The following is a 25,815-nucleotide window of genomic DNA, read 5'->3' as shown; positions in this document are numbered from 1 at the left end:
CTATGACTGTCATTACAAATGGAAATTGGGAAGTTTTATTTCCTTGCAGCATAATTCTTCCCGTCTCCTCTATTGTCCTCCTCGGAACATAGATTCAGCCCGCTCCCTGAGCGGGCTTTTTTTTTGGGCGCTGTTCGCGTTAAGTGTGGAAACTGCTGGGCGCCGCGCGCAGCAAGGCTTCGGGCGTGGCGATCCGTTGGCCGTCGAGCGCCCAGCGTTGGGCCTCAGGCGTATCCGAAGATTCCACACTTAACGCGAACAGCGCTTTTTTTTGGCCCGCCGCCCCTGGCCGCGGAAGCTTGTTATCATGCCGTCAATTCCCCGACCTGAAGGAGAACGCATGGCCGAGCCCGCCCGACAGCAAGCGCGCAGCCTCGAATTCTGGTTCGAATTCGGCAGCACCTACAGTTACCTCAGCGCGATGCGCATCGAAGACTGCGCCCGCGCCGCCGGGGTGGCGCTCGCCTGGCGCCCCTTCCTGCTCGGACCGGTCTTCCGGAGCCTGGGCTGGGAAACCTCGCCTTTCGTCCTGCAGCAGGCCAAGGGCCGCTACATGTGGCGCGACATGGAGCGCGAGGCGGCCCGGCTCGGGCTGCCGTTTCGCCGGCCCTCGGCCTTTCCCCGCACCGCCCTGCTGCCGATGCGGGTCGCCACCCTCGGCGTGGCCGAACCCTGGATCGGCGCCTACTGCCGCCGGGTCATGCTGAGCAACTGGGCACTGGACCGCGAGATCGACAACCAGGAAACGGTGCTCGAGGCCCTCGACGGCCTGGTGCCGGATCCGGCCCAGGTGATGGCGGCCGCCCTGTCGCCCGCCAACAAGCTGCGCCTGCGCGAGTCCACCGAGGAAGCCGCGGCGCGCGGGATCTTCGGCGCGCCCAGCTTTTTCGTGGGAGACGAATTGTTCTGGGGCAACGACCGGCTGGAGGCCGCGCTCGCGCTGGCGCGCGCCGGTGCCTGAAGCAGGCCTGGCGGCGGGCGCGCGCATCTTCCCGGTCGCGCCCCCCCCCCCGCTCCAGCGGGCCGCCAATCGTGCGTCATTTAGTGTACGATTCGGCCATGTTTTTGAATACACAACAGGCCGCCTACATGCACCCTTCCGGTAAGTCCGCTTTGACCACATCCGCCTACGACTGGAGCGCCAGCACGCTGGGGCTTCCGGCCGGATGGCCGCAACCGCTGCGCCTGGCGGCCGACCTGATGTTCAACCTGCCGGTCCCGATGCTGCTGCTGTGGGGTCCGCAGCCGGCGCAATCGGCCTTGCTGTGCAACGAGGCCTACGGCCTGCTGGCCGGACCCGTGTTTGGGCGCGTTCCGGGCGGCGCGGTGCCGGCGGTGCTGCCGCCGCCGGTCGCGGCGGCCGGCGACGCGCTGGCCCAGGCCTGGCGCGGCGAAGCGGCTCGCGTGACGGGCGCCGCCGTCCACTTCGGTCCGGCCAGCGAGGACCGCTACGACCTCTACCTGACCCCGATCCCGTTCGAGGGCGCGGTCGGCGGCGTGCTGTGCGCCCTGGCGCCGGCCGCGCAGGCGGCGCCCCAGGCCGCGCCGGACGCGGGCACGCTGAGCATCCTGGTGGTCGAGGACAACCTCGACTCCCAATACCTGGTCTGCGAAATGCTCAAGGCCTTCGGCTACGAGGCCGACGGCGTGGCCCATCCGGAAGATGCGCTGGCGCGCCTGGCCGCCAACCGCTACCACGTGCTGTTCACCGACGTCAGCCTGCCGGGCATGTCCGGCGTCGACCTGGCGCGCGAGGCGCGCGTGCGCTACCCGCACCTGAAAGTGATCTTCGCGTCGGGCTATGGCGACACGCTGCTGCGCCACCTCGACTTCCCTTACCAATCGCTGCAAAAGCCGTATGAACTCGACCAGCTGCAACATGCGCTGGGCCAGGTCGCGGACCAGTTGCGGGTGCAAGCCTGAGTGCGGCCCATGCGTGTGCGACCAAGCCGATGGGCTGGGCCGGAACGGCCGCACGCCTCCCCGCCCGGCCGGCACGCCGGGCTGCCGGCCGTCATGGTGACTGACGCCATGCCGGCCATCTCCAGCCCGCCGGCCGCCGGCGCCGTCCAGGGAGGCGCGCCGTGAGCCAGGAGCACGACGATCTCGAGCTGATGCGTTCGGCCGCGCTGCGCAATGCCACCAGCGTAATGGCGGCGCGCCAGCGTACCGAGGCCGAGCTGGTGGCCACGCGGGAAGCGCTGCGCCAGGCCCACGAGCGCATGGAAAACATGCTCGAGAGCCTGACCGACGCCTTCTGCGCGGTCGACTTCGACTGGCGCATCACCTATGTCAACGGGCGCGCGCTCGAACTGCTCGCTCCGCTCGGCAAGACCCGCGAAGGCCTGCTCGGCCACATCCTGTGGGACGAATTCGAGGAACTCGACGGCAGCAACCTGGCCGTCGAGATGCGCCGCGCAATGGACTCGCGCGAGACCGGCAGCCGCGAATTCTTCTATCCAAGGCTGGCGGTCTGGATCGAAGCGCGCATGTATCCGTCGCCCGACGGGCTGACCCTGTATTTCCACGACGTCACGCAGCGCCGCATCGACCAGCAAGCCCTGATCGACGGCAATAACCGCCTGCAAGTGGCGCTGGCCGCCGGCCGCCTCGGCGACTGGACCTGGGACGCGGCCAGCGACCGCGTCAACCTGGGCGAGCGCGCCGCCGCGATCCTCGGGCTGGAACCGGAAACCCCGCATGCCTGGTCGGCGCTGCGCGCCCGCCTCGACGAGCGGGCGCGCGAGGCCGTGCGGCGCGCGGTGCTGCACGCGTTCGCCACCCAGACCGACCTGTCGATCGAATGCCGGCTGCTGCCCGACGGCGGCGCGGCGCGCTGGATCGCCCTGGTCGGGCGCGCCGATTACGCCAACCCGGCCGAGCGCGACAGCGTGGTCGGGATGACCGGCGTGGTCCAGGACATCTCGAACCGCAAGAACGTCGAGGACTCCCTGCGCCAGAGCGAGGAAACCCTGCGCGCGCTGGCCAACACCATCCCGCAGCTGGCCTGGATGGCCCAGGCCGACGGCGCCATCGTCTGGTTCAACGAGCGCTGGTACGAGTACACCGGCACCGCGCTCGAGTCCGCCATGGGCTGGGGTTGGCAAAATACGGTCGAGCCGGATGCGCTGCCGGCCATGCTCGCGCACTGGCGCCATTCGATCCGCACCGGCGCGCCCTTCGAGATGGAATTCCCGATCCGCGGCGCCGACGGCCAGTACCGCTGGTTCCTGACCCGCGTCAATGCCGTGCGCGACCGCCATGGCGTCGTCGTGCGCTGGTTCGGCACGAATACCGACGTCGACCAGGTCAAGCGCGCCGAGCAGGCGCTGCGCGAAGAATCGAAGGTGCTCGAACTGCTCAACAGCACCGGCAGCGCCCTCGCCTCCACGCGCGACCTGCGCTCGCTGCTGCAGGTGGCCACCGACGCCGCCAGCGGTATCGCCGCCGCCCGCTTCGGCGCCTTCTTCTACCATGGCAAGGAAAGCGACGGGCCGACGCAGGCTCCGTATTTCTCGCTGTATACGATCTCCGGCGGCACGTCGAACGAATTCCAGAGCTTCGGCGAGCCGCACGCGACCGCCCTGTTCGGGGCCGGCTTCCGCGGCGCCGGGCTGATCAGGTCAAGCGACATCACGGCCGACCCGCGCCATGGCCAGTCGCCCGTCCGGTTCAACCTGATGTCGGGCCAGCCGGCCGTGCGCAGCTACCTGTCGGTGCCGGTCACGGCCGGCTCCGGCGAAGTGCTGGGCACGATGTTCTTTGGCCATCCGGAACCGAACATCTTCACCGAGCGCACCGAGCGCATCGTGCGCGGCATCGCCGCCCAGGCCGCGGTCGCGCTCGACAACATCCGCCTCTACGAAGCGGCGCAGCAGGCCGCCGAAGAACGCAAGGTGCTGCTGGAGAGCGAGCGCGAGGCGCGCGCCGAAGCCGAGCGCTCGAGCCAGATGAAGGACGAGTTCCTCGCCACGCTGTCGCATGAACTGCGCACGCCGCTCTCGGCCATCCTCGGCTGGGCCCAGGTGCTGCGCCGCGGCGGCAAGGACGAGGCCGACCTGCAGCGCGGCCTGCAGACGATCGAGCGCAATGCGCGCGCCCAGGCCCAGCTGATCGAGGACCTGCTCGACATGAGCCGCATCACCTCGGGCAAGGTCTTGCTCGACATGCAGACCCTCAATCCCCAGGGCTTCGTCGATGCAGCCATCGACACCGTGCGCCCGGCGGCCGACGCCAAGAACATCCGTATCGACAAACGCTACGCCGCCGCCCCCGGCCTGGTCGCGGGCGACCCCGCGCGCCTGCAGCAGGTGGTCTGGAACCTGCTCTCGAACGCGATCAAGTTCACCCCGCGCGGCGGCTGCGTCACGGTCGAACTCACCAAAGGCAACGGCTCGGTCGCGGTGACCGTGCACGACACGGGCGCCGGCATCGGCCCGGAATTCATCACCCACGTGTTCGAGCGCTTCCGCCAGGCCGACGCCTCGATGACGCGCCGCCACGGCGGCCTGGGCCTGGGCCTGGCGATCGTCAAGCACCTGGTCGAGCAGCATGGCGGCACGGTGCGCGCCGAGAGCCCCGGCGAAGGCCTGGGCTCGAGCTTCACGATCGAGTTGCCGCTGGCAAAAGAAGCGCCGCGGTCGACCGCGCGCAGCCGCATGATCATCAGTACCCCGCCGCCGGCCGCGCCCGAGCTCACCCTGCGCGACCTGTCCGGGGTGTCGGTGCTGGTGGTCGACGACGACCGCGATGCGCGCGAACTGATCCTGCGCATCCTGACCGACTGCCATGCCCGGGTACGGATCGCGGCCAGCGCGCGCGAGGCCTTCGCGGCCCTGCAGGCCGAGATGCCGGACCTCCTGATCAGCGACCTCGGCATGCCGGAAGTGGACGGCTTCGAGCTGCTGTCCTGGGTGCGCGCCCTGCCGCGCGACCGCGGCGGCCTGCTGCCGGCCGTCGCGCTGACCGCCTTTGCACGCTCCGAAGACCGCCTGCGCGCCCTGGAAGCGGGCTTCAGCTCGCATATTTCCAAGCCGGTCGAGCCGAGCGAACTGATTGCGACAGTCGGCTCGCTGGTGCGTCCTCCAGCCAATCGTCCGGGTAGCGCGAAACGATTGTGATGTTCCTACTCCCCGACGCGGCGCTGTCCTACAAGAAATTTTGTGCCCTTTGCTAGACTACTTGAAGTGGGAAAGTTGGATTACTTAGGTGAAATTTGTTTCCATCCAGTACCTATTTCGACGAGAAGAAGCATGCCGAGCAGACAAGAAATTTTGAACGCCAAGATCCTGGTCGTAGACGATTCGCCAGACAATATCGAGTTGATGGAAGAGATATTGCGCGAAGAAGGCTACAGTAACGTCAGCTCGACCATGGAGCCGGAACAAGTCTGTCCGCTGCATCGCGAGCACAACTACGACCTGATCCTGCTCGACCTGCAGATGCCGGGCCTGAACGGCTTCCAGGTCATGAAGAGCCTGAAGGAAATCGAAAAAGGCGGCTACCTGCCCGTGCTGGCGCTGACCGCCCAGCCGAGTTTCAAGATCGCCGCGCTCGAAGCCGGCGCGCGCGACTTCATCAGCAAGCCATTCGACCTGCTGGAAGTCCACAAGCGCATCCACAACATGCTGGAAGTACGCCTGCTCTATAAGGAGCTCGCGCAGTACAGCCGCGCCCAGCAGGAGCTGGCCCTGCACGACGCCCTCACCGGCCTGCCGAACCGGCGCCTGCTGGAAGACCGCATCGAAACGGCCCTGCAGCACGCCAACCGCGGCCATGCCAAGGCGGCGATCATGTACCTCGACCTGGACGGTTTCAAGGCCATCAACGACACCTATGGCCACGCCTATGGCGACGAGATCCTGAAGATGGTGTCGCAGCGCCTGCTCGCCTCCTCGCGCAAGGAAGACACGGTCGCACGCCTGGGCGGCGATGAATTCATGGTCGTACTGGGCGACATCCACAGCCTGGCCGATGCCCAGGGCCCGGCCGCGAAGCTGGTCGAGTCCCTGTCCGAGCCCTTCTTCATCAACGACCTGACCCTGCGCCTGTCGACCTCGATCGGTATCAGCATCTATCCGGACGACGCCGAATCGGTCGAAGCCCTGATCAGCATTGCCGACTACGCGCTGTACGAAGCCAAGCGCGCCGGCAAGAACCGCTTCTGCTCGACGGCCGGCTCGCGCCAGGTGGCGGTCAAGCCGGTGGCGAAGGCGGCGGAGCTGGCGCCGCATCGTTGATCGCATTACGCTGTTGAATTGTCGGGCCGGCGCTTGCCGGTACCGGCCCGGCGGCGCAAAAAACGCGTGGAGCCGGGAGCGGTTCGCTGCCCGCTCCTGACTCCACGCGTTGGCCTTGGGCAGCCACCGGCCGCCCAGCGCATCCTCCTCAGGCCGACCCGATGTCCTTCGCCTGGGTCTCCTTGGTGCCGACGTTGGTCTGGCCGCAGGCTTCCTGGTTGTGGGCGGCGATCGCGGCGGCGCCCTGGTGATCGCGGCTGGCCTCGACCTTGTCCGGCGCCACTTCGATGCGGGTGATGCCGGAATCGACCGAAATCGGATCGCTGGCCGGGAAGGTCATTTCGACCGCATCGTCGAGCAGGGCTTCCTTGGGGCCGATGTTCGATGGGTGTTCGACGCTGGCCATCATTTCGATTGCCACGGCGTGGGTGATGAATTTGAGCTGGGACAGCTCGCGGATCGTGCGCACGCCGAAGCCGTCCTGCAATGCCTTCGCCTCTTTCTCCCCGATGCCCTTGAGCGCGGTCAGCGGGCTATCGACCAGCTCGCGCAGCGTCTTGCCATGGAACTCTTCATTCACGATTTCATTGATGTTCATTTTTGTCCTTTCAAGTAGGCGGCTGGTTCTTTATTGACAAGGTTGAACCGGGCACGGTTCCACTATCGCATAGGGCCCAGGTCACGTATGTGCGCTGTCGAACACGCGCAGGCTACGCACGATTGCCTTAATTCAGCGTAAATTGCCGTGCTATCATTTGTGTCACCAAAGTACGTCTTTACTTTGGAAAACAGGGCCTCTCTGCTATCCTTTTGTTCCGGCAGATTCAGGCCTTACCGACGAACGCAGCAGGAACGACGTGTCCACAACCGACAAACCTAAGATTCTGGTCGTCAACGACGATGCCGCCAGCCTGCTGGCGCTGACCAGCCTGCTCGATCAATGGGCGCTGGAAACCGGCTATGAAGTCCTGGCTGCGCGTTCCGGCCAGGAAGCCTTGCGCCAGGTGCTGCTGCACGATTTCGCCGTGATCATCCTCGACGTCAACATGCCCGGCATGGACGGCTTCGAGACGGCCGAGGCGATCCACCAGCGCGCGCGCTCGGCCGACATCCCGATCATCTTCGTCACGGCCTTCCTGGCCGACGAGATCGACCGCCTCAAGGCCTACCAGCGCGGCGCCGCCGACTTCCTGTTCACGCCGGTGATCCCGCAGATCCTGCACGCCAAGGTATCGGTCTTCGTCGCCCTGGCCAACAAGAACGAGCAGCTGCGCCGCCAGGCCGACAAGCTGTCGCAGCGCACGCTGGAGCTGACCGCGACCAACGAGCGCCTGATGAGCGAAATCGAGGAGCGCCAGGCGGCCGAGCGCAAGAGCCACCAGAAAGACGAATTCCTGGCCATGCTCGGCCACGAACTGCGCAATCCGCTGTCGGCGATCGCCAGCGCCGCCGCCCTGATCGACATGCCGGGCGCGCCCGCCGAGATGGGCAGCCGCGCGCGCCAGATCATCCAGCGCCAGAGCCAGCACCTGTCGCGCATCGTCGACGACCTGCTCGACCTGTCGCGCGCGATGTCGGGCAAGATCCTGCTGGCGCGCAGGCCGGTCGACCTGGCCAGCCTGGTCGGCGCCTGCCTCGACACCTTCCGCGCCACCGGCCGTACCGGCGGCTACCGCATCAATGTCGACCTCGAGCCGAACTGGGTCGACGGCGACCCGACGCGCCTGGAACAGGTGGCGACCAACCTGTTCGACAATGCACTGAAATACACCCCGGCCGGCGGCACGATCGACATCACGATCGCGGACGACGGCGACGAAGTCCTGCTCACCGTGCGCGACACCGGGGTCGGCATCGCGCCCGACCTGTTGCCGCACGTGTTCGACGTGTTCGTCCAGGGCACGATCAGCCTCGACCGCGCGCAAGGCGGTCTCGGCATCGGCCTGTCGCTGGTGCGGCGCCTGGTGGAACTGCATGGCGGCAGCGTCAGCGCCACCAGCGACGGCGCCGGCACAGGCAGCGCCTTCACGATCCGCCTGCCGCGCGCCCAAGCGCCGCAGCTGCCGGTGCCGAGCTTCGACAAGCCGCAGGAAAGCAGCACCAGGCCGGCCGTCCTGCTGATCGAGGACAACGAGGATGGGCGCGAAATGATGGCGACCATGCTCGAGGTCTACGGTTACCCGGTGCTGCAGTCGGGCGACGGCCTGGACGGCGTGGCGCTCGCCACCGCCCACCTGCCGACCGTGGCCCTGGTCGATATCGGCCTGCCCGGCATCGACGGCTACGAAGTGGCGCGCCGCCTGCGCGCCAACGCCGCCACCAGCGCCATGCGCCTGATCGCCCTGACCGGCTACGGCCTGGCCGAGGACCAGCGCCGCGTGCTGGAAGCGGGCTTCGACATGCACCTGGTGAAACCGGTCGACATCACCCAGCTGCTGGGCGCGCTGGGCGAGCCGGAGCCCCTGCCGACGCCGGGCTGAGGCCTGGCTTCAGGAAAGCACTGCAGGGCCACACGGACATGACAAGGCCGCACGGCGCGATGGCGCGGTGCGGCCTGTTTAGTTCGTGCTGCGCATGCCGCCAGGCGGCGGCGCCTTATTGCGAGGCTTCGATTTCCTGCTGGCGCGCCTGCATTTCCTGGCCCAGCGCCATCATGTCGAGCTTGAGCTCGCGCGTTTTCGGGAACATTTCCTTCTCTTCTTCCTCGACGTGGTGCTCGATCATTTCGCTCAGCACCTTGACCTTGGCGTCGTACAGGTCGTCGCCCGGATCCATCTCCATGATCTGCGCGATCAGGTCCTTGGCCGAGGCATGCTCGACGACCGCTTCGTCGACCATGTCTTCGGTGTCCTCGCTCGCTTCACGGGTGGCCGGATAGAAAATCTCTTCCTCGATCGTGGTGTGCATGATCAAGGCGTTGCAGATCTCGTCGGCCAGCTTTTTCTTGCTGACCTTGGCACGGTCGGTCATGTTTTCGAATTTTTCGAACATCTCTTCGACTTCACGGTGTTGCTTTTTGAGCAACTCAACGGCGTCGATCGGGGCGCTGGCATTGTTTGGCATGGGAACTCCCTCAAGGTTGACAGTGTTAACAAGACGTCCAGGTCTCCAGCATCGTCCGAAACGCCTTGCGCTACCGTTCGGCAACGCACGCTGCGCCGCGCCCCCCCCTCTGTGCGCACTTCCACAGCGAAGCTGTTGTATGATTTGGGAAACATTTAACCGAGCCCACAATGACCGCACCGGCACCGCAACACCATGACCCGGAACTGGAACGGCTGGTTGCCGAACGCACCGCCGAGCTGACCGAGCTCGTCGCTCACCTGATGAGCTGCTGGGACGACGACCGGCGCCAGCTGGCGCGCAAGCTCCACGACAGCCTGGGCTCGTCGATGACGGCGCTGACGATGCACCTGGGCCTGCTGTCCAAGGGCCTGAGCGACGCCAAGGCGCTCGACCGCGCGGCGCAGATGAAGAGCTTGCTCAACGGGATCATCGAGACCAACCGCAAGGTGCAGTTAACCCTCTGGAACGACAAACTGGAGTTTCTCGGCATTAAGGCGGCGCTGGCCGAACTGGTGGCCGAGTTCGGCCAGGAGCACGGCCTCGAAGCCCGCGCCAGCCTGCCCGACGACGACGACGCCTATTCGCGCGCCCAGAATGTGGCCCTGCTGCGCTGCGCCGAGGAAGGCTTGCACAATGCGCGCCGCCATGCGCAGGCGAGCGAGGTCGACGTCATCCTGGACGACGACGGCGACCAGTTGATGCTGACCGTGCGCGACAACGGCGTCGGCCTGGCGCGTCCGCCCGCGCCCGGATCGCTGCACTGCCACGGCTTGCGCCTGCTGCGCGAGCGCGCCCGTGCGCTGGGCGGCAGCCTGAACCTGCTGCCGGCCGCCGGCGGCGGCGCCATGCTGACCATGACGCTGCCGCGCCACCCGCAACCCTAGCCCGCCGCCCGGCGTGTCAGTGCAGCTTGACCAGCGGCGTGGTGCGCCGGATCAGGAAGCGCGCCAGCGCCAGCACCCCGGTGCGCATCGAGCCGAGCACGGCCTGGTGGTGCATCAGGTGCAGGCTGGTGTACATCAGGCGCGCCATCATCCCCTCGACGAACCAGCTCGATCCGCGTAGCGAACCCATCAGGTTGCCGACGCTGGTCGACTTGCCCAGCGAAACGAGCGAGCCGTAATCCTTGTAGACATAGGGCTTGGCTGGCGGCTGCTGCCCCTTGGCGCGGCGCACGAAACCCTTGAGCAGGTAGTCGGCCTGCTGGTGCGCCGCCTGGGCGCGCGGCGGCACCGGCTTGCCGTTGCCGTCGATACACGCCGCGCAGTCGCCCAGCGCATACACGTCGGGCACGCCCGGCACCCGCAGGTGGGCGTCGACTTCGATCTGGCCGCCCTTGTTGGTCGGCAGCCCGAGGTGGGACAGGAATTCCGGCGCCCGGATGCCGGCCGCCCAGACGCACAGGTTGGCCGGGTAGACGTTGCCCTCGTTGTCGGTCACGGCGTCGGCGTCGATCCGGGTGACGCGGCAATCGGTAACGACGCTGATGCCGCGCTCGTTGAGGAGCTTGAGCGCGGCCTTCGACACCCGTTCCGGCAGCGGCGCCAGCACCCGCGGGGCGCCTTCGAGCAGCGTGATGCGCACGTCGCGCTCGACCTGCAGGCGCGAAAAGCCGTAGGTGGCGTAGACGCCCGAGGCTTCGCGCAGTTCGGCGGCCAGCTCGACGCCGGTGGCGCCGCCGCCGATGATCACCACGTCGAGCGCCGTGCTGGCGTCGTTGCGCTGCTGGCGCGCCTGCTCGGCCATCGCCATCAGGCGCAGCAGGCGCAGGCGGAAGCGTTCGGCGTCTTCGGTGACGTTCAGGGAAATGGTGTGTTCGCGCGCGCCCTCCACGCCGAAGTAATTCGCGGTGCTGCCGACCGCCATCACGAGCGAGCCGTACTGGATGCGCCGCTCGTCGAGGATGTCTTCGCCTTCGGCGGTGCGCACGGCGCCCACCGTCAGGCTGTGCGCGCCGGCGTCGAGCGCCGTCATGGGACCGTAGACGAAAGTAAAACCGTTATCGTGGGCCAGCATCTGGTACGACAGGCCCTCCTGGTGGATGTCGAGCGTGCCTGCCGCGACCTCGTGCAGCGAGGGCTTCCAGATGTGGTAAAGCCGGCAGTCGACCAGCATTACCTTCGAAGGACCGAGCTTGCGCCCGAGTTTGCAGGCCAGCTCCAGCCCGCCTGCCCCGCCACCGACGATCACGATTTCGCTCTGCAAGCCTTCCTCCGTCCGTTACGCCACCGGCCAGGGCCGGCTTTTGGCTACCCGGCAAGTGTACACCCGGGCCGAAATCCGCGTGCGCGGCTGCCCGGCGCGGCGGGTATGCCTCAGTGACCGCGGCCGTGACCGTTGCCGTGACCGCGGCCATGCTTGTCGTGCTTGTCGTGCTTGTCGTGTTTATCGTGCTTGTCGTGCCGGGCGTAGCGGTCGTGGCGGTCCACCTCGCGGTACACGACGTGATGACGCTCGCGGTAACGCGGCGCGTAGGTATTCGTGTACCAGTCGTCGCGCACGAACATGACCGGGCGCGCGCAGGCGTCGTAGCGGCCGCAGTAGCGCTTCCAGTTCTTGCGGTGGCCAGGCGGCACGCGCAGGTAGACCGGCTCGGCGCGGTAGCGCACCTCGCGCACTTCGCGCACGATGACGGGCTGGGTGTACACCACCGGCGGCGGGCCGAAGTCGCCGATGTCGAGGCGGCCGTAGAAGCCGGGCTGGCCGACGCTGATGCTGACGTTGGTCTGGGCCATGGCCGGGACGGCTGCGGCGAGCAGGACGAGGCCTGCGGCAAGGGAAGCGAGTGGGGATTTCATGGGAAGTCCTCTGATTGTGATGTTGTGAGAACTTTACCAGTGACTGAGTGAAAACTTTGTTCGCTGCAACACTCAATTACAACTTCAAATTGCCCAATTGCATCGATCGCGTTGGCTTCGACCGCATTCTTTGCCCTGCGAACGGTGCGCGCCGCGATCGGCCATGCGGCTATCATGCGGCCAAGGAGGTACCGCCATGAAGCGTTCCCTGCGCTGGAGCGCGTTTGCCCTCGCCTGCCTGCTGGCAAGCGGATGCAAGCAGCGCAACGAGCCTGTCAAACCGATCGCCGCCTCCCCGCTCGCCGTCTTCATCGACTATTGAGCGGGCAGCCAGCTTGAGCGGCCAAACTGCCTGAGCGGCTCCGTAGCCTGCGCACGGCAGGGGCCGCCCCTGCGCAGCAAATTCCTCCTTCCCGGCAGCGGGCAAGCTAAACTGTCGCCTGTTTCCATTTGCCCCAAGGTATGCCATGTCGTTCCACTCGCTCGGTCTCATCGACCAGCTTGCCCGCACCCTCGAGACGCTCGCCTATCAACACCCGACGCCGGTCCAGTCGCAGGCAATTCCCGCCGTGCTCGCCGGCCGCGACGTCATGGCCGCAGCCCAGACCGGCACCGGCAAGACCGCCGGTTTCGCCCTGCCCCTGCTGCAGCGCCTGACGATGGAGGGCAGCGGCCTGGTGCCGAATTCGGCGCGGGCGCTGGTGCTGGTGCCCACGCGCGAACTGGCCGAGCAGGTGCATACGAGTTTCCAGACCTACGGCGCCGGCCTGCCGCTGCGCACGATGGTGGCCTACGGCGGCGTCAGCATCAATCCGCAGATGATGCGCCTGCGTAAGGGCGTCGACCTGCTGGTGGCCACGCCCGGCCGCCTGCTCGACCTGCAGCGCCAGAACGCGCTCAAGCTCAAGGGCGTGCAGATGCTGGTGCTGGACGAAGCCGACCGCATGCTCGACCTCGGCTTTTCGCGCGAACTCGACCAGGTGTTCGCGGCCCTCCCCAAGCTGCGCCAGACCCTGCTGTTTTCGGCCACCTTTTCCGACCCGATCCGGGCGCTGGCCGCGAAACTGCTGGTCGACCCAGTCAGCATCGAGACGGCGCCGCGCAACACCACCGTCAAGGCCATCAGGCAGTGGGCAGTCCCGGTCGACAAGAAGCGCAAGCCCGAGCTGTTCCTGCACCTGCTGAAAAAACACGGCTGGGGCCAGGTGCTCGCTTTCGTGAAAACCCGCCGCGGCGTCGACGAACTGGTCGAACTGCTGCAAGCGAAGGGCATCGACGCCGATTCGATCCACGGCGACAAGCCGCAGCCGGCACGCCTGCGCGCCCTCGACCGCTTCAAGGCCGGCGAAGTCAGGATCCTGGTCGCCACCGACGTCGCCGCGCGCGGCCTCGACATCGACGACCTGCCGGTCGTGGTCAACGTCGACCTGCCGATCGTGGCCGAGGACTACGTGCACCGCACCGGCCGCACCGGACGCGCCGGCGCCGCCGGCGAAGCGCTGTCGCTGGTCTGCGCCGACGAAGTGCAGCAACTGGCGGCGATCGAACTGCTGACCGGGCAAGTGCTGAAACGCGTCGAGGAAGCCGGCTTCGCGCCGGACCACCGGGTGCCGGAAACCGGCACCGGCGGGCAGATCGTCAAGAAGCCGAAAAAGCCGAAGAAACCGAAGGGCGAAGCGAAGGTGGTGACGGAGGACGTGCGGTTCAGGCGCTGACGAATCAGCCGCCGGTTGAACGCGTGGGCGGCGCACGGGCCAACATGACGCACACGGCCGGCGTAGGATGGTCGGCTCCACCATGGTGTCCGATCAGACCAAACGGGTGCGCCGCCCACGCGTTCAACCAGCGTGTGAGCAGCCGGGTCCTTGAAATAATATTTCACCAAAATCAGGACAATGAAATATCCTTTCACTGCAACACCAGCCGGAACTTGCGCACCCCTTCCTCCCCCGCCGGCATCACCTCAAAGCCCAGCTTGCGCACCAGCCCGATGATCCGGTTGTTCTGCGGCAGCGCTTCGCCGACGATCTCGCGCGTGCCCCGCGAGCGGCAGTAATCGATCAGTTTCTGCATCAGGATCTTGCCCAGTCCCAGGCCCTTGAGGTCGGAGCGCACGGTGACCGCGAATTCGGCGCTGATATTGTCCGGATCGGCCACCACGCGTCCCACGCCCAGCGTCTCCGGCGTGCCGTCCGGCCCCGGCCGGGTGGCGATGAACGCCATTTCGCGGTCGTAGTCGATTTGCGTGAAGCGCGCCAGTTGCGAGGGCTGCAACTCGCGGATGCGCACGAACATCCGGTAGCGCACGTCGTCCGGCGTGAGCGCGTCGAACAGCTTGATGTGCGCCGGGCCGTCTTCCGGCCGTACCGGGCGCAGCACCAGCTGGCCGCCGTTCCAGGTGATGGTTTCTTCGAGTTCGCGCGGATAGGGCCGGATCGCCAGCCGGTCGAGCGTGCTGCCGGAGCGGTCGGCCATGGCCAGGCGCATGCGCGCGTCGAGCACCACGGCGCCGCTGGCGTCGGCCAGCAGCGGGTTGATGTCGAGCTCGACGATTTCGGGAATGTCGCACACCATGCGCGAGACCTGCACCAGGGCCGCCAGGATCGCATCCATGTCGGCAGGGGGCCTGTTGCGGTAGCCGGCCAGCAGCCGGGCGACGCGGGTGCGCCCGACCATGTCGCGCGCCAGTACCGCGTTCAGCGGCGGCAGCGCCACCGCATGGTCGTTGGCCACCTCCACCGCCACCCCGCCCTGGCCGAACAGGATCACCGGCCCGAACACGGGGTCGGTGGCGGCACCCAGGATCAGCTCGTGGCCCTCGGGACGGCGCGCCATCGCCTGCACCGAGAACCCCTCGAAGCGCGCATCCGGGCGCAGTTCGCCAAAGCGCTTGCGCACGCGCTGGGCCGCCGAGCGCACCGCCGCTTCCGAGTCGAGGTCGAGCGCCACGCCGCCCACGTCCGACTTGTGCATCACGTCCGGCGAGATGATTTTCACCGCCACCGGGAAGCCGATGCTGCGCGCGGCCAGCACCGCCTCCTCGACCGTGGCGGCGGCCCGGGTCTCGACGATCGCCATGCCATAGGCGCGCAGGATGGCCTTGGTTTCCGGGTCGCTCAGCAGGTGGCGCCCGTTCGCCAGCGCTTCGCGCACCAGCGCGCGCGCCGTGCCGCGTTCGCTGGCGGCGATGCGCGACACCGAGGGCGGCACCTGCATCAGGAGGTGCTGATTCTGGCGGTAGTGGACGATCTGGAGGAACCCCTCGACCGCATCTTCCGGCGTGTCGAAGGTCGGCATGCCGGCCTGCGAGGCGATCTCGCGCGCCGGCGCCAGCGAGTCGCCGCCCAGCCAGCACGAGAGCACGTTGCGCGAGGCGGCGCGCGCGAGCGGCGCGATCGCCTCGGCAATGTCGGTGCTGGCGACGGTCGCCGTCGGCGAGTGGATCACGAGGATGGCGTCGGCGCCGGGGTCCTGCAGCAGGATCTCGAGCGCCTGGCGGTAGCGTTCGGGCGCGGCGTCGCCGAACAGGTTGACCGGGTTGGCGGCCTGGCTGCCGGCCGGCAGCAGGCCGGCCAGCCGCTCGGCCGTCTGCGGCGCCAGGCCGGCCAGGGCGCCGCCGCCGCAGACCAGGGCGTCGGCGGCCAGCACGCCGGGGCCGGCGCCGTTGGCGACGATCGCCAGGCGCTCGCCGTGCAGCGGCCGGGCGTGCGCCAGCGTCTCGACCGCGGCGAACAGCTGCTCGGTGGTGTAGACCCGCAGCATGCCGGCGCGCCGGATCGCGGCCTCGAACACGTCGTCCATGCCGGCCAGCGCCCCGCTTTCGCTGGCCGCCGCGCGCGCCCCGCCGCCGGCGCGCCCGGCCTTCAGGACCAGGGTCGGCTTGCTGCGCGCCGCCGCCCGCGCCGCCGACATGAACTTGCGCGCATAGCGCAGGTGCTCGACATACAGCAGGATCGAGCCGGTGGCGCCGTCGCTGGCGAGGTAGTCGAGCACGTCGCCGAGGTCGACGTCGCTTGAATCGCCCAGCGCGACGAAATGAGAGAAGCCGATGCCGCGCGAATGGGCCCGGTCGAGCACGCCCGTCATCAGCGCGCCCGACTGCGACACGAAGGCGATCCGGCCCGGCAGCGCCCCGCTCTGCGCGATGCTGGCGTTCAGGCCCAGGTTCGGGGCCAGCAGCCCGGCGCTGTTCGGGCCGAGGATGCGCAGCAGGTAGGGGTTGGCGGCGTCGAGCATCGCCTGTTTCAGCGAGCGGCCGCGCTCGTCGCGCGCCTGCGCCAGGCCGGCGCTGAGCACGATGGCCGCGCGCGTGCCCTTCTCGCCGAGCTGGCGGATGATCGGCGGCACCGTCGCCGGCGGGGTGCAGATCACGGCCAGGTCGGGCGCCGCGGCGAGCTCGGTCACGCTGGCCACGACCGGCAGGCCGGCCAGCGCGCTGTACTTCGGATTGACGGGATGGACGGTTCCGCGAAAGCCGCCGGCGGTCAGGTTGCGCAGCAGCGTCGCGCCCAGGCTGCCGGGACGCTCGGAGGCGCCGATCAGGGCGACCGAGCGCGGCGCGAACAGGCGATTGAGGTTGCGGACGCTCACCCCTGCCTCCCGGACGGCTGCTGCCTACCCTTTCCGGATACCGCTGCTGGACTTGCCTTCAAGCGAACCTCCACGCTGGATGTCACCGCGAACGCGGCGGGCCTGTGGAAGGATACCGAAGGATCGGATCGCGGCGCGCACTGAAGAGATGCCGGATGCGGCGCGGCCGCGCCCGGCAGGACGGCGTCAGGCCGCCGAGCGGGCCGTCACCGGATAGCCGGCCTCGTCGATCGCCGCGGCGATCTTGTCCAGCTCGGCGCGGCTGTCGATGCGCACCTTCCTGGTCGGCAGGTCGACCTCGACCTTGGCGCCCTGGTCCAGTGCCTGTACGGTTTTCGTCACGCGGCCCACGCAGTGGCCGCAGCTCATGCCTTCAACAGTCAGTTCATACATCGGGGTTTCTCCTTGTGGTCGCGGCCGCTGCGCGCCTTCGGCATTATCGCCGGTCCGCAGGATCGGGGCCGCGCCCATCGCCTCCAGGCGTGCGGCGGCATCGATCGCCCCGTCCTTGATGCGGTCGCCGCAGGCGATCAGGCCGGGCAGTCCGGGCGCGCCGGCCTGGGCGGCAGCGGCGCCATCGGGCTGAGCAGGTAGCGCATGTCGGCGCGGTCCGGGCGGGCCGACCCGGCCTCGGCGCCGACCAGGAAGCTGTCGCGCCCGAGCCGGGCGGCAGGCGCCGATCCGCCGGCGAGCCGGCTCGGGCCCACCTCGCGGCCGCGCAGCACCAGCAGCACCTCGAAGCCGACGCCCGGCTCGGCCACCACCCGCAGGATCGCATGCAGGGCCGCCGCAGACGGCCCGCCCGGCAGGAAGCGGGCAAAGGCATCGCGCCCGAGCGGGCCGATGCGCAGCCGGGCGCGCAGGTCCGGCCGCCAGCTGCGCTCGCCCAGCAGGGTGTTCTCGCCAAGCCGGGCGTTCACGCCCAGCGCCGGCTGTTCGCAGGCGGCCAGCACGCTCCAGTGGCCGACGCCTTCCTCGATCCGGACCGCCTCGCCGAAATAGCTGGCCAACAGGCGTTCCAGCGCGGCGGCTGACAGCGGCCGCTGCTGCAGCATTCCGGCAAAGTGGGCAAACAAGGCAGGCGGCAGGCCCGGGCCGCCGCCGTTGCCGTCGCTGCCGCCCCGGACTGGCGGCGCCCCTGCCAGCGCCAGCAGCAGCGGCAGGAAGCCGTCGTCCTCCCCGGGCAGCGCCTGTTCGACCCGGTGCTTGTGCCAGGCCCGGTAGTACAGCGCCAGCATGCGTCCGGACAGCAGGTCGAGGAAGGCGCGCGGGGCGTGGTCGCCGCGCGCATGCTGCCAGGCCGCGATCCGCTCCGTGACGTGCAAGGGCAGCGCGCCATGCCCGCCGAGCAGGCCCATGAAGGCGGGCGTGAGCGCGAACCCGGCGCAGCCGTCGCCATCCCCGTCAGCGCCCGCCGGCAGGGGCGCCAGGGCTTCGATTTCCGCGGCAGGAAAGCCCAGGCGCAGGCTGTTTTCGAAGCGCAGGCAGCGCTCCAGCGCCTGCGCGGGCGCCACGCCCTGCCCGGCCAGCCAGGCCAGCAGGATGCGCACGGCCTGGACGAACTCGAAGGCCTGGGGCGCCGCAAGCAGCGCGTCGATCAGGGGCGCGGCAGCTCGGCGGTGCGTGGGGCGCATGCGAGGATCTCCTCTCCGGTCTGGCTGGACACGATCTCGAGCCGGGTGAAACAATTGAGCTGGCTGTTCAGGGCAAAGTAGCCGTCCATCACCTGGGCGAACGCGTACAGGCCGCTGCCGGCGAACGCCGCCTCGTCCACCGTCATGCGGATGCCGACGCCCGGCATCAGCGAAGGCACCGGGCGGGTCTTGATCCAGGCCCGCACCGCGCCGTGCTCGAGTCCCACGATCCCGCCGATCTGGCGCCGCGAGATGGGCGAGCCCGGCAAATCGTAGAGCGCAAGCATCTTCTGCAGGTCGTCCAGCCCCGCCGTGGTCAGCCCGGCATAGTTGAGGGCCAGGTGCGACACCAGGCGCCAATGGGCGCCGCGGCCGTGCTCGAAACGGCAGGCGGCGCTCGGACGCCGCAGCAGGCGAAACGGCGCCGTTCCCGCCGCCGATTCGGCCACCAGGTCGCCGTCCGGATGGCCGGTGCGCAGCCGGGTCGGCAGGTCGCGATTGGTGCAGGTCAGCTCGGTCGAGACGGTGGCGCCCGGCGCCTCGATCGGACTGAAGCCGGGGTCGAGCAGGGCCAGGCGCACTTCGTGCCCGGGGCTGGACTGGGCCAGCACCTCGTCGCGCCGCGCCACCCAGTAGTGGCCGCCGGCCCGCCCTGCGCCTGCGCCGACCGCGTACAACGGGGCGAACTCGGTCACGCTGCGGGCGCCGCGCGCCTCGCGCACCACGCACACCCGGTCGATGCTGTGGATCTCGAAGGCGGCCGCATGCGCCGAATCGGCGGCCAGCGGATACTCGGCACGGGTGTGCGACAGTGCAATCGGATCCCCACCCTTGCGAAACAGGTTCACCACCGGGGTACAGCCGGGCAGCAGGTTGCGTGCCGACAGCGGCGCCAGCAGGCGCGCGGCGTCCGAGTCGGGCGGCACCCGCACCAGTCCCAGGTGCAGCGTAAAGCGTTCGCAGCCCGGCGGCAGCACGCGCGCCACCGCTTCCAGGTCGAGGTCGATGAAACCGAATTTTTCCGGATAAGTGAAGTATTCGGTCAGCAGCCGGAATGCCGGATGCGAGCGGGCCGGCGCCGGCAGCACGGCCTCGTCCTCGCCGAAGCCGGCCAGGCTCAGTGGCGAGGCCGCCAGCGCCAGCCAGGACTTGCCGCCTTCGGCCTGGACGCAGGCCGCGGGCGCGCGCAGGAAGAGCGCGTCGATGAGCGCCGCGCGCAGTCCCGGCTCGCCGTCGACGAACAGGCGCACGCGCCCGGCGCCGCGCCGGCACAGCGCGGCCAGCGGTCCGCGCGCGTCGAAGCCGATCGCCACGCCCGCCGTGACGCCGCGCACGCCCTGCAGCGCGCGCGGCACGCCGCCCGCCGAGAAGGCCGCATGCACGACGCGCAGCGCCCCGGCGAGCACCGGGTACACGGTGCGGAACTGGCAGACCGTGCCCTCGACCTGCGCGCTGCGCAGCGGCGTGCCGCGCGGGATCAGGGCGCATTCTCCGGCGCCCTGCCCGGCGTCCGCCACCTGGGCGATGGAATAGGACGGCATCGGCCGCAGGTAATGCGGATACAGGCTTTCGAGGAGCGACTCGGTGAACTTCGGATAGTCGTCGTCGAGCCGCTTGTGGATGCGCGCGCTGAGCAGGGCCACCGACTGGATCAGGCGCGCAACACTAGGGTCCTCGTAGCTGTCGCCGGCGATGTGCAGGTCGCTTGCCGGCTTCGGGAAGCGGCTGCGGAACTCGCGCGCGTATTGCCCGAACAGGGCCAGCTCTTCCTCGAAATAGCGCAGCATCTCATCCATATCTCCTCCGAAAAATTGCTGAAGGCAAAGATGCATGCTCCCATGCCGTCTAGGCCGGGCATTGACAGGCGCTAAGAAAGCGCAAGGCGCTGTCCGCGACCTCATGCTTGAACAGGCACTTTCTGGCTTTCAAAGCTGGAAACAAGCGGCAAGCGCACCGGGTTTGCCGACGGCTAGGTCGATACCGTGCTCGGGTTGAGCGACACGCACCCGTGACACCCTGCGCAGACGCGCCAGGCGCATTCGGACGACAGCGTCCGAATGCGACAATTCTTGATTTACATCAACCTTTTTGTCATGGGCTCGTTGTATCGTGCCGCACTGATCAGCCCATGCCATCGGCTGGCAGCAAACCTGGAAACAATCGCTTGTCTCTTCCTTGCCGGCCGCCGGTGCAACACTTTCCATGTTTGTCGATTCGATTCCCGCACCTGCCCTTCCTGTACCTTGCCTTCCCCCCGCCGAGCGCCTGTCGCTGACACCGGCAACCGATACCTCATCCATCCTGAACGAGCTCAGGCAGGTGGTGTTCCGGACCGATTGCGGGGGTCGCTGGACCTTCCTGAACCGGGCCTGGGAAGCGCTGAGCAGCCGCAGCATCGAGACGACGCTGGGCAGCAGCTGCTTCGCGCACGTGCATCCCGACGACAGGGCCCGGGGCCAGTACCTGCTCGAGCAGCTGATGCTTGGCCGGCGCGAGTCCTGCCGCCACGAGATCCGCTGCCTGCGGCCCGACGGCGAAACTCGCTGGGTCGAAGTATTCGCGCGCCGGCACTACGACGGCACGGGTGCCGTGAGCGGCACCGTGGGCACCCTGTTCGACATCTCCGAGCGGAAACTGGCGAACGTGCGGCAACGGCTCGCTGCCGGCGTGTTCGCCAGCGCCGGGGAAGGCATCATCATCACCCTGGACGATGGCAGCATCGTCGATGTCAACCGCGCCTTCGAAGCGATTACCGGCTATGGGCGTGCAGAGGTCCTCGGGAGGAATCCGCGCCTGCTCAGCTCGGGCAGGCAGGGCAAGGAGTTCTACGCCGACATGTGGCGCAGCGTCGGGCAAACGGGCAGCTGGAGCGGAGAGGTATGGAACCGCCGCAAGTCCGGTGAGCTCTACCTGGAGCGCCTGACCATCACGGCGATCTGCGACGAGAACGGCGTGCTGTCCCATCATGTCGGGATATTCGCCGACATCACGCGCCAGAAAAGCCAGGCCGAGCATCTCGAGCACATTACCTACTACGATCCGCTCACCGGCCTGGCGAACCGCCGCCTGCTGGCCGACCGCCTGCAGCAGGCCATGGGGCGCTCGCGCCGCAACGGCGGCGGCGTCGCCGTCGCCTCCCTCGACCTGGACGACTTCAAGCACATCAACGACAGGCACGGGCCCGCATGCGGCGACGAGCTCCTGATCACGCTGGCGCGCCGGATCCGGGACGCGGTACGCGAAAGCGATACCATCTGCCGCCTCGGCGGCGACGAATTCGTGGTCGTGTTCGACGGCGTCGACTCGCTCTCTGCCTGCCAGCCGATGGTGGCGCGGCTGTTGCAGGCGATCGCCCAACCGGCCCGGGTCGGCGCGGCGCTGGCGCGCGTGAGCGCGAGCGCGGGCCTGGCCTTCTATCCGCCGGGCGAACAGATCGATGCCGACCAGCTGATCAGGCAGGCGGACCAGGCCATGTACGACGCCAAGCTGGGGGGCAAGAACCGCTTCTGTACCTTCGACAGCCTGGGTTACCGCGTGATGGTCGAGCGCGCCGAGGAAATCGATGCGCTCGAACGGGCCCTGGCCAGGCGCGAATTCACCCTGCACTACCAGCCGATCGTCCATCTCGGCAGCGGTCTGCTCAATTCGGTGGAGGCATTGATCCGCTGGAACCATCCCACCCGCGGCTGCCTTCCTCCGGGCAGTTTCCTCCCGGCCCTCGAGGGGCATCCGCTCATGCTCGCGCTCGAGAACTGGGTACTCGAAGAGGCGTTCCGCCAGCACGAACGTTGGCTCGATGCGGGGCTGGACATCGCCGTCAGCGTGAACATGAGCGCAGCCCAGCTGCGCCGCAAGGACTTCGTCGGGCATGTGCGTGAACTGCTCGCCGCCCACCCGCGCGTGAAACCGCGCCGGATCAAGCTCGAAGTGCTTGAAAGCAGCGCCCTGGAAGACGTGGGCCACGTATCGAGCCTGATCGGGCAATGCGCGGAGCTCGGGGTCGGATTTGCCCTGGACGATTTCGGCACGGGTTACTCTTCCCTGCGCTATCTGAAACAACTGCCGGCCGGGCGCATCAAGATCGACCAGGGTTTCGTGCGCGACATGCTGCAGGACCCCGACGATCTCGCCATTCTCGAAGGGGTGATCGGCATGGCTGCCGCATGCAGGCGCGAAGTGGTGGCGGAAGGGGTAGAGAGCGCCGACCATGCCGCCATGCTGGTCCAACTCGGCTGCATGCTGGCCCAGGGCTATGGTATCGCCCGCCCGATGCCCGGCGATGCGCTCGCGCCCTGGCTGGCCGGCTGGCGCCTGCCGGCCGCGGTCGCGGCGCGCACTCCGCTGGACCGCGACGACATCCTGCTCCTGAGGGCGCTGGTGGAACAGCGAGCCTGGCATGCGCGGCTGGGCGATGCGCCTTGCCCGCGCCCTCTTGCGGCAGGCGGCACCCCAGCCGGCGCGCAGGCTTTCGATGAGTGGCTCGGCCTGCGCAGCGGGCAAGGCCGGCGCGGCCCGCGGCTGGTCCGCGACGCCGTCGCCTGCCGCGATGCCTTGCTGGCACAGCTCGGCCGAACGGAATGCCCGGGCACGGGGGCGCCGTCGTGCCAGCTGGCCAGCCAGGACTTCGTCCATGCCCTGCAAGGGCTGCTCGATGCTTGAGGGGGCCGAGGCCAGCAGGAGCGACAGCGACATGAGCGGCTCCCAGCTGAGCGCCAGGCGCCGCAAGATCCAGGCAGGCGCCTTGGGTATCCTGCTCATCGCCGGCGCCGCCTTGCTGGCCGCATACGGCTGGAGCAGCTGGCAGTTGCGGCAGCTCCAGTTGTCGAATGCCGACATCTCGACGCTCAACCTCACGCACGCGCTGGCCGACCAGGCCGGCGCCGCGTTCAAGACGGCCGACACCGTCCTGGTCGGTATGGTCGAGCGTATCGAACACGAAGGGCTCGTGCGCTCGGACAAGGATGCCTTGCACCGGCTGATGCTTGCTCACCTGGCCGAACTCCCCGGACTGCAAGGTTTGTTCGTGTACGACGCGGCGGGGACCTGGATCGTCAACTCGGCCGGTCTGTCCTTCAACGGGCGCAACAACGCCGACCGGGAATACTTCGTCCACCACCGCGGCTCCCCGGACCGGGGTGTGCACATCGGTCCGCCGATTATCGGACGCACCAGCGGCGCCTGGGTGATTCCGGTCTCGCGCCGCCTGGAACATGCCGATGGCCGCTTTGCCGGGGTCGTCCTGGCGACCATCAAGATCGACTCCTTCCGCAAGACCTACGAACAAATCAGGCTGCGGCGCGATGGCAAGCTGATCCTCGCGCTCGAGAACGGCGTCCAGCTGCTGTCCGTCCCCTTCCGCCAGGCGGAGATCGGCGCGGATCTGCGATCGTCGTCCCCGTTTTCGGCCCTGGCCGGGACACTGCCGAACGGCGGCCTGGTCAAGGTTTCCGAGCGCGGCCACGCACTGGTCTATGGAATAAAACAGGTGGGCGATTACCCCGTCCTGCTCGCATTGGCCCGATCGAAGGAGGAGGTGCTGGCGCCATGGCGCGAGTCGGCCCTGGCGGCCGGCACGGTGCTGTTCGCGCTGGTGTGCTGCCTGGGAGCCCTGGGGACCTACCTGATGCGCCAGAACCGGCTATGCCACGGCCTCGAGCGCGACCTGGTCGAGACCAAGACGGCCCTGGAGCGGTCGAACGCCTCGCTGCTGGCGCAGTCGCAGGTGGATCCGCTCACCGGCCTGTTCAACAGGCGCTATGTCGAGTCCGCCCTCGAGCGGGAAATCGCGCGGGCGCGGGAGCAAGGCACGACGCTTGCGGCCCTGATGATCGACGTCGACCATTTCAAGCGCTATAACGACAGCCATGGTCACCTTGCCGGCGACGCCGCCCTGGTCGAAGTGGGCCAATGTGTCCGGCGCGGCGCGGTGCGGCCGCGCGCCGTCGCCGGGCGCTTCGGCGGCGAAGAGTTCATCGTCCTGCTGCCGGCGACCGGCATGGCCGAAGCCGCCGTGGTGGCCGAGAGCATCCGTGCGGAACTGCAGGCGCGCCGCCTGGCGCATGACACGGCGCCGGGCGGTCAGGTTTCGCTCAGCATCGGCGTGTCCTGCATCGCCCCCACGGGTGCGGCCGACGCGCGGGACACATTGCTCAATTGCGCCGATGGCGCGCTCTACGCGGCCAAGGCCGCCGGAAGAAACCGTGTCGCTTGCGCGATCGCGGCGCCGACCGGGGCGCACTCTCCAAATTGACCAACCGTAATTTTCCTGGCGGATACTGCTGAGGCGCAATCTTTCGCTTGAGATAGGTCAACCAGGCGCATAAGTCGTGCGGCGATCAAGGCGGCGTATGTATCCGTGCATTAGCTTGTCGATAACAAACCAGTTTATCGGAGCGCCGCCTGCCACGGTTCATCGCGTCAGTATTGATTACCTCCTTCCGGCGACAGCCGCTGCACCCTGTCGCCTGACAGCTCACGACCCGGGAAAACAGATGGAAACACCGCACCGCACCCTCGACGAAGGCAAGGCAGGCGCCGCACGGCGGCCGGAGGCGGCCAACCGCCTGCCGCACGGCCACATCAGCCTCAAGGAGTGGAATACCCTGCTGGCCGTCGTGCGCAACGACGGGTTCGCGCGGGCCGCCGAGGTCCTGCACATCAGCCAGCCTGCGATCAGCTACACGATCGCCAAGATCGAGGAGCGGCTCGGCATCTCGCTGCTGCGCACCGAGGGACGGCGCGCGCGCATCACCGCGATCGGCCAGCAGTTGCTGTCCCACGTCGAACCGCTGCTGCTGCAGGCGGCCCAGGTCGAGGCGATTGCCCGGGAGCTGCGCGCCAGCTGGCGTCCCGAGGTGCGGCTCGCCGTGGCCGACGATTTTCCGACCCGCTTGCTGATCGGCGCGATCCACAGCTACTCCGGTGGCACGCCCGGCGCCACCGTCCTGCTGACCGAGGGAAAGGACGAAGCCGTCCAGCAGCTGCTGCTCAAGCGCGAGGCGGCGCTCGGGATCGTGGGCCACCTCGCGCCCGGGCTGGAGGGCGACGTCCTGGTCGAATCCGAGTACCTGCCGGTGGCGCATCCGGCGCACCCCTTGTTCAAGCTTGGCCGGCCCTTGTCGGACGCCGATCTTCGGCACGCCGTCGAGATCGGCATCGAGGGCGACGGCGCGCAGCCGGCGCCGCAGCGCTGGCAGGTCGGCAGCCTCGAGACCGCCGAGAAGGCAGTGGCCGAAGGGATCGGGTATGGCTGGCTGCCGGGGCACCAGGTCAGGGAGGCGCTCGCGGCCGGCCGCCTCGCGCTGCTGCCGCTGGCCGGCTACCCGCCGCGCACCTGCCGCTTCTATCTCGCCTGCCTGGCGGCCAAGCCGCCCGCCGACGAGGTGGCCCGGCTCAAATCGGTCCTGCTCGCCGCCGTCGGCGCAGCCTCCACCCCGGGCTGACCTGCCGCCCTCCCTTGCAGGCCAGCTCCTTTTATCGAATCGGGCG

19 protein-coding genes are annotated in these 25,815 nt (G+C 68.4%); 11 read left to right on the top strand and 8 right to left on the bottom strand.

What is annotated here, in order from left to right:
- Positions 1–340: 340 nt before the first annotated feature.
- From ACFPAH_RS11290 to ACFPAH_RS11275, 4 genes are all read left to right on the top strand, one after another.
- Positions 341–961 (top strand): 2-hydroxychromene-2-carboxylate isomerase, encoded by a 621-nt coding sequence (locus ACFPAH_RS11290; protein ID WP_379744821.1) that lies wholly within the window; start codon positions 341–343, stop codon positions 959–961.
- A gap of 152 nt (positions 962–1,113) precedes the next feature.
- Complete coding sequence (locus ACFPAH_RS11285) at positions 1,114–1,923, top strand: response regulator (protein ID WP_379744818.1); 810 nt, start codon at positions 1,114–1,116, stop codon at positions 1,921–1,923.
- Positions 1,924–2,084: 161 nt separating this feature from the next.
- Positions 2,085–5,120 (top strand): ATP-binding protein, encoded by a 3,036-nt coding sequence (locus ACFPAH_RS11280; RefSeq protein WP_379744815.1) that lies wholly within the window; start codon positions 2,085–2,087, stop codon positions 5,118–5,120.
- A gap of 132 nt (positions 5,121–5,252) precedes the next feature.
- The gene (locus ACFPAH_RS11275) at positions 5,253–6,239 is read left to right on the top strand and encodes a diguanylate cyclase domain-containing protein (protein WP_379744811.1); all 987 of its coding nucleotides are present in this window, start codon (positions 5,253–5,255) and stop codon (positions 6,237–6,239) included.
- Positions 6,240–6,387: 148 nt separating this feature from the next.
- On the opposite strand, the gene ACFPAH_RS11270 is transcribed toward ACFPAH_RS11275, so the two are convergent.
- A complete protein-coding gene (locus tag ACFPAH_RS11270) occupies positions 6,388–6,837 on the bottom strand; it encodes a hypothetical protein (RefSeq protein ID WP_379744808.1) in 450 nt (149 codons plus the stop codon).
- A 259-nt stretch (positions 6,838–7,096) separates the two neighbouring features.
- Between ACFPAH_RS11270 and ACFPAH_RS11265 the strand changes: the two genes are divergently transcribed.
- Positions 7,097–8,719 (top strand): response regulator, encoded by a 1,623-nt coding sequence (locus ACFPAH_RS11265; RefSeq protein ID WP_379744805.1) that lies wholly within the window; start codon positions 7,097–7,099, stop codon positions 8,717–8,719.
- A gap of 115 nt (positions 8,720–8,834) precedes the next feature.
- On the opposite strand, the gene ACFPAH_RS11260 is transcribed toward ACFPAH_RS11265, so the two are convergent.
- Entirely contained in the window at positions 8,835–9,302 is a 468-nt protein-coding gene (locus tag ACFPAH_RS11260; protein WP_379744802.1) for a hemerythrin domain-containing protein, read from the bottom strand.
- 170 nt (positions 9,303–9,472) lie between these two features.
- Between ACFPAH_RS11260 and ACFPAH_RS11255 the strand changes: the two genes are divergently transcribed.
- Entirely contained in the window at positions 9,473–10,189 is a 717-nt protein-coding gene (locus ACFPAH_RS11255) for a sensor histidine kinase (RefSeq protein WP_379744799.1), read from the top strand.
- 16 nt (positions 10,190–10,205) lie between these two features.
- Here the strand turns inward: ACFPAH_RS11255 and ACFPAH_RS11250 are convergent, their stop codons facing one another.
- Positions 10,206–11,510 (bottom strand): NAD(P)/FAD-dependent oxidoreductase, encoded by a 1,305-nt coding sequence (locus tag ACFPAH_RS11250; RefSeq protein WP_379744796.1) that lies wholly within the window; start codon positions 11,508–11,510, stop codon positions 10,206–10,208.
- Positions 11,511–11,620: 110 nt separating this feature from the next.
- Positions 11,621–12,103, bottom strand: coding sequence for a hypothetical protein (locus tag ACFPAH_RS11245; protein ID WP_379744794.1), 483 nt, complete (start codon positions 12,101–12,103; stop codon positions 11,621–11,623).
- A 196-nt stretch (positions 12,104–12,299) separates the two neighbouring features.
- Here ACFPAH_RS11245 and ACFPAH_RS11240 point away from each other — a divergent pair, with 196 nt between their 5' ends.
- Both ACFPAH_RS11240 and ACFPAH_RS11235 read left to right on the top strand, forming a co-directional pair.
- Positions 12,300–12,425, top strand: coding sequence for a hypothetical protein (locus ACFPAH_RS11240; RefSeq protein ID WP_379744791.1), 126 nt, complete (start codon positions 12,300–12,302; stop codon positions 12,423–12,425).
- A gap of 145 nt (positions 12,426–12,570) precedes the next feature.
- On the top strand, positions 12,571–13,818 hold the full coding sequence (locus ACFPAH_RS11235) for a DEAD/DEAH box helicase (RefSeq protein WP_379744788.1): 1,248 nt from the start codon (positions 12,571–12,573) through the stop codon (positions 13,816–13,818).
- Positions 13,819–14,011: 193 nt separating this feature from the next.
- Here ACFPAH_RS11235 and ACFPAH_RS11230 read toward each other — a convergent pair whose 3' ends face one another.
- The 4 genes from ACFPAH_RS11230 to tssF form a co-directional block, all read right to left on the bottom strand.
- Complete coding sequence (locus ACFPAH_RS11230) at positions 14,012–16,693, bottom strand: GNAT family N-acetyltransferase (protein ID WP_379744785.1); 2,682 nt, start codon at positions 16,691–16,693, stop codon at positions 14,012–14,014.
- A 186-nt stretch (positions 16,694–16,879) separates the two neighbouring features.
- Positions 16,880–17,086: a heavy-metal-associated domain-containing protein gene (locus ACFPAH_RS11225; RefSeq protein WP_379744782.1), complete on the bottom strand. Its 207-nt coding sequence runs from the start codon at positions 17,084–17,086 to the stop codon at positions 16,880–16,882.
- A 137-nt stretch (positions 17,087–17,223) separates the two neighbouring features.
- Positions 17,224–18,327 carry a type VI secretion system baseplate subunit TssG gene (tssG, locus tag ACFPAH_RS11220; protein ID WP_379744779.1) on the bottom strand — a complete coding sequence of 368 codons (1,104 nt, stop codon included), beginning with the start codon at positions 18,325–18,327 and terminating at the stop codon, positions 17,224–17,226.
- Positions 18,291–20,123 (bottom strand): type VI secretion system baseplate subunit TssF, encoded by a 1,833-nt coding sequence (tssF, locus tag ACFPAH_RS11215; protein ID WP_379744776.1) that lies wholly within the window; start codon positions 20,121–20,123, stop codon positions 18,291–18,293. The genes tssG and tssF overlap by 37 nt, the downstream gene beginning before the upstream one ends.
- A 406-nt stretch (positions 20,124–20,529) precedes the next feature.
- On the opposite strand from tssF, the gene ACFPAH_RS11210 reads away from it, so the two are divergent.
- From ACFPAH_RS11210 to ACFPAH_RS11200, 3 genes are all read left to right on the top strand, one after another.
- Complete coding sequence (locus ACFPAH_RS11210) at positions 20,530–22,986, top strand: putative bifunctional diguanylate cyclase/phosphodiesterase (RefSeq protein ID WP_379744773.1); 2,457 nt, start codon at positions 20,530–20,532, stop codon at positions 22,984–22,986.
- Positions 22,987–23,017: 31 nt separating this feature from the next.
- Entirely contained in the window at positions 23,018–24,577 is a 1,560-nt protein-coding gene (locus tag ACFPAH_RS11205) for a sensor domain-containing diguanylate cyclase (protein WP_379744770.1), read from the top strand.
- 241 nt (positions 24,578–24,818) lie between these two features.
- Positions 24,819–25,769, top strand: coding sequence for a LysR family transcriptional regulator (locus ACFPAH_RS11200; protein ID WP_379744767.1), 951 nt, complete (start codon positions 24,819–24,821; stop codon positions 25,767–25,769).
- Positions 25,770–25,815: the final 46 nt, after the last annotated feature.

Origin of the sequence: Massilia sp. GCM10023247 (assembly GCF_042653325.1) — a bacterium.
In the GTDB taxonomy this organism is placed as follows: Bacteria; Pseudomonadota; Gammaproteobacteria; order Burkholderiales; family Burkholderiaceae_D; genus Telluria.
Note: the sequence above shows the minus strand (reverse complement) of the source record. Positions and strands in the feature narration are given on the sequence as shown.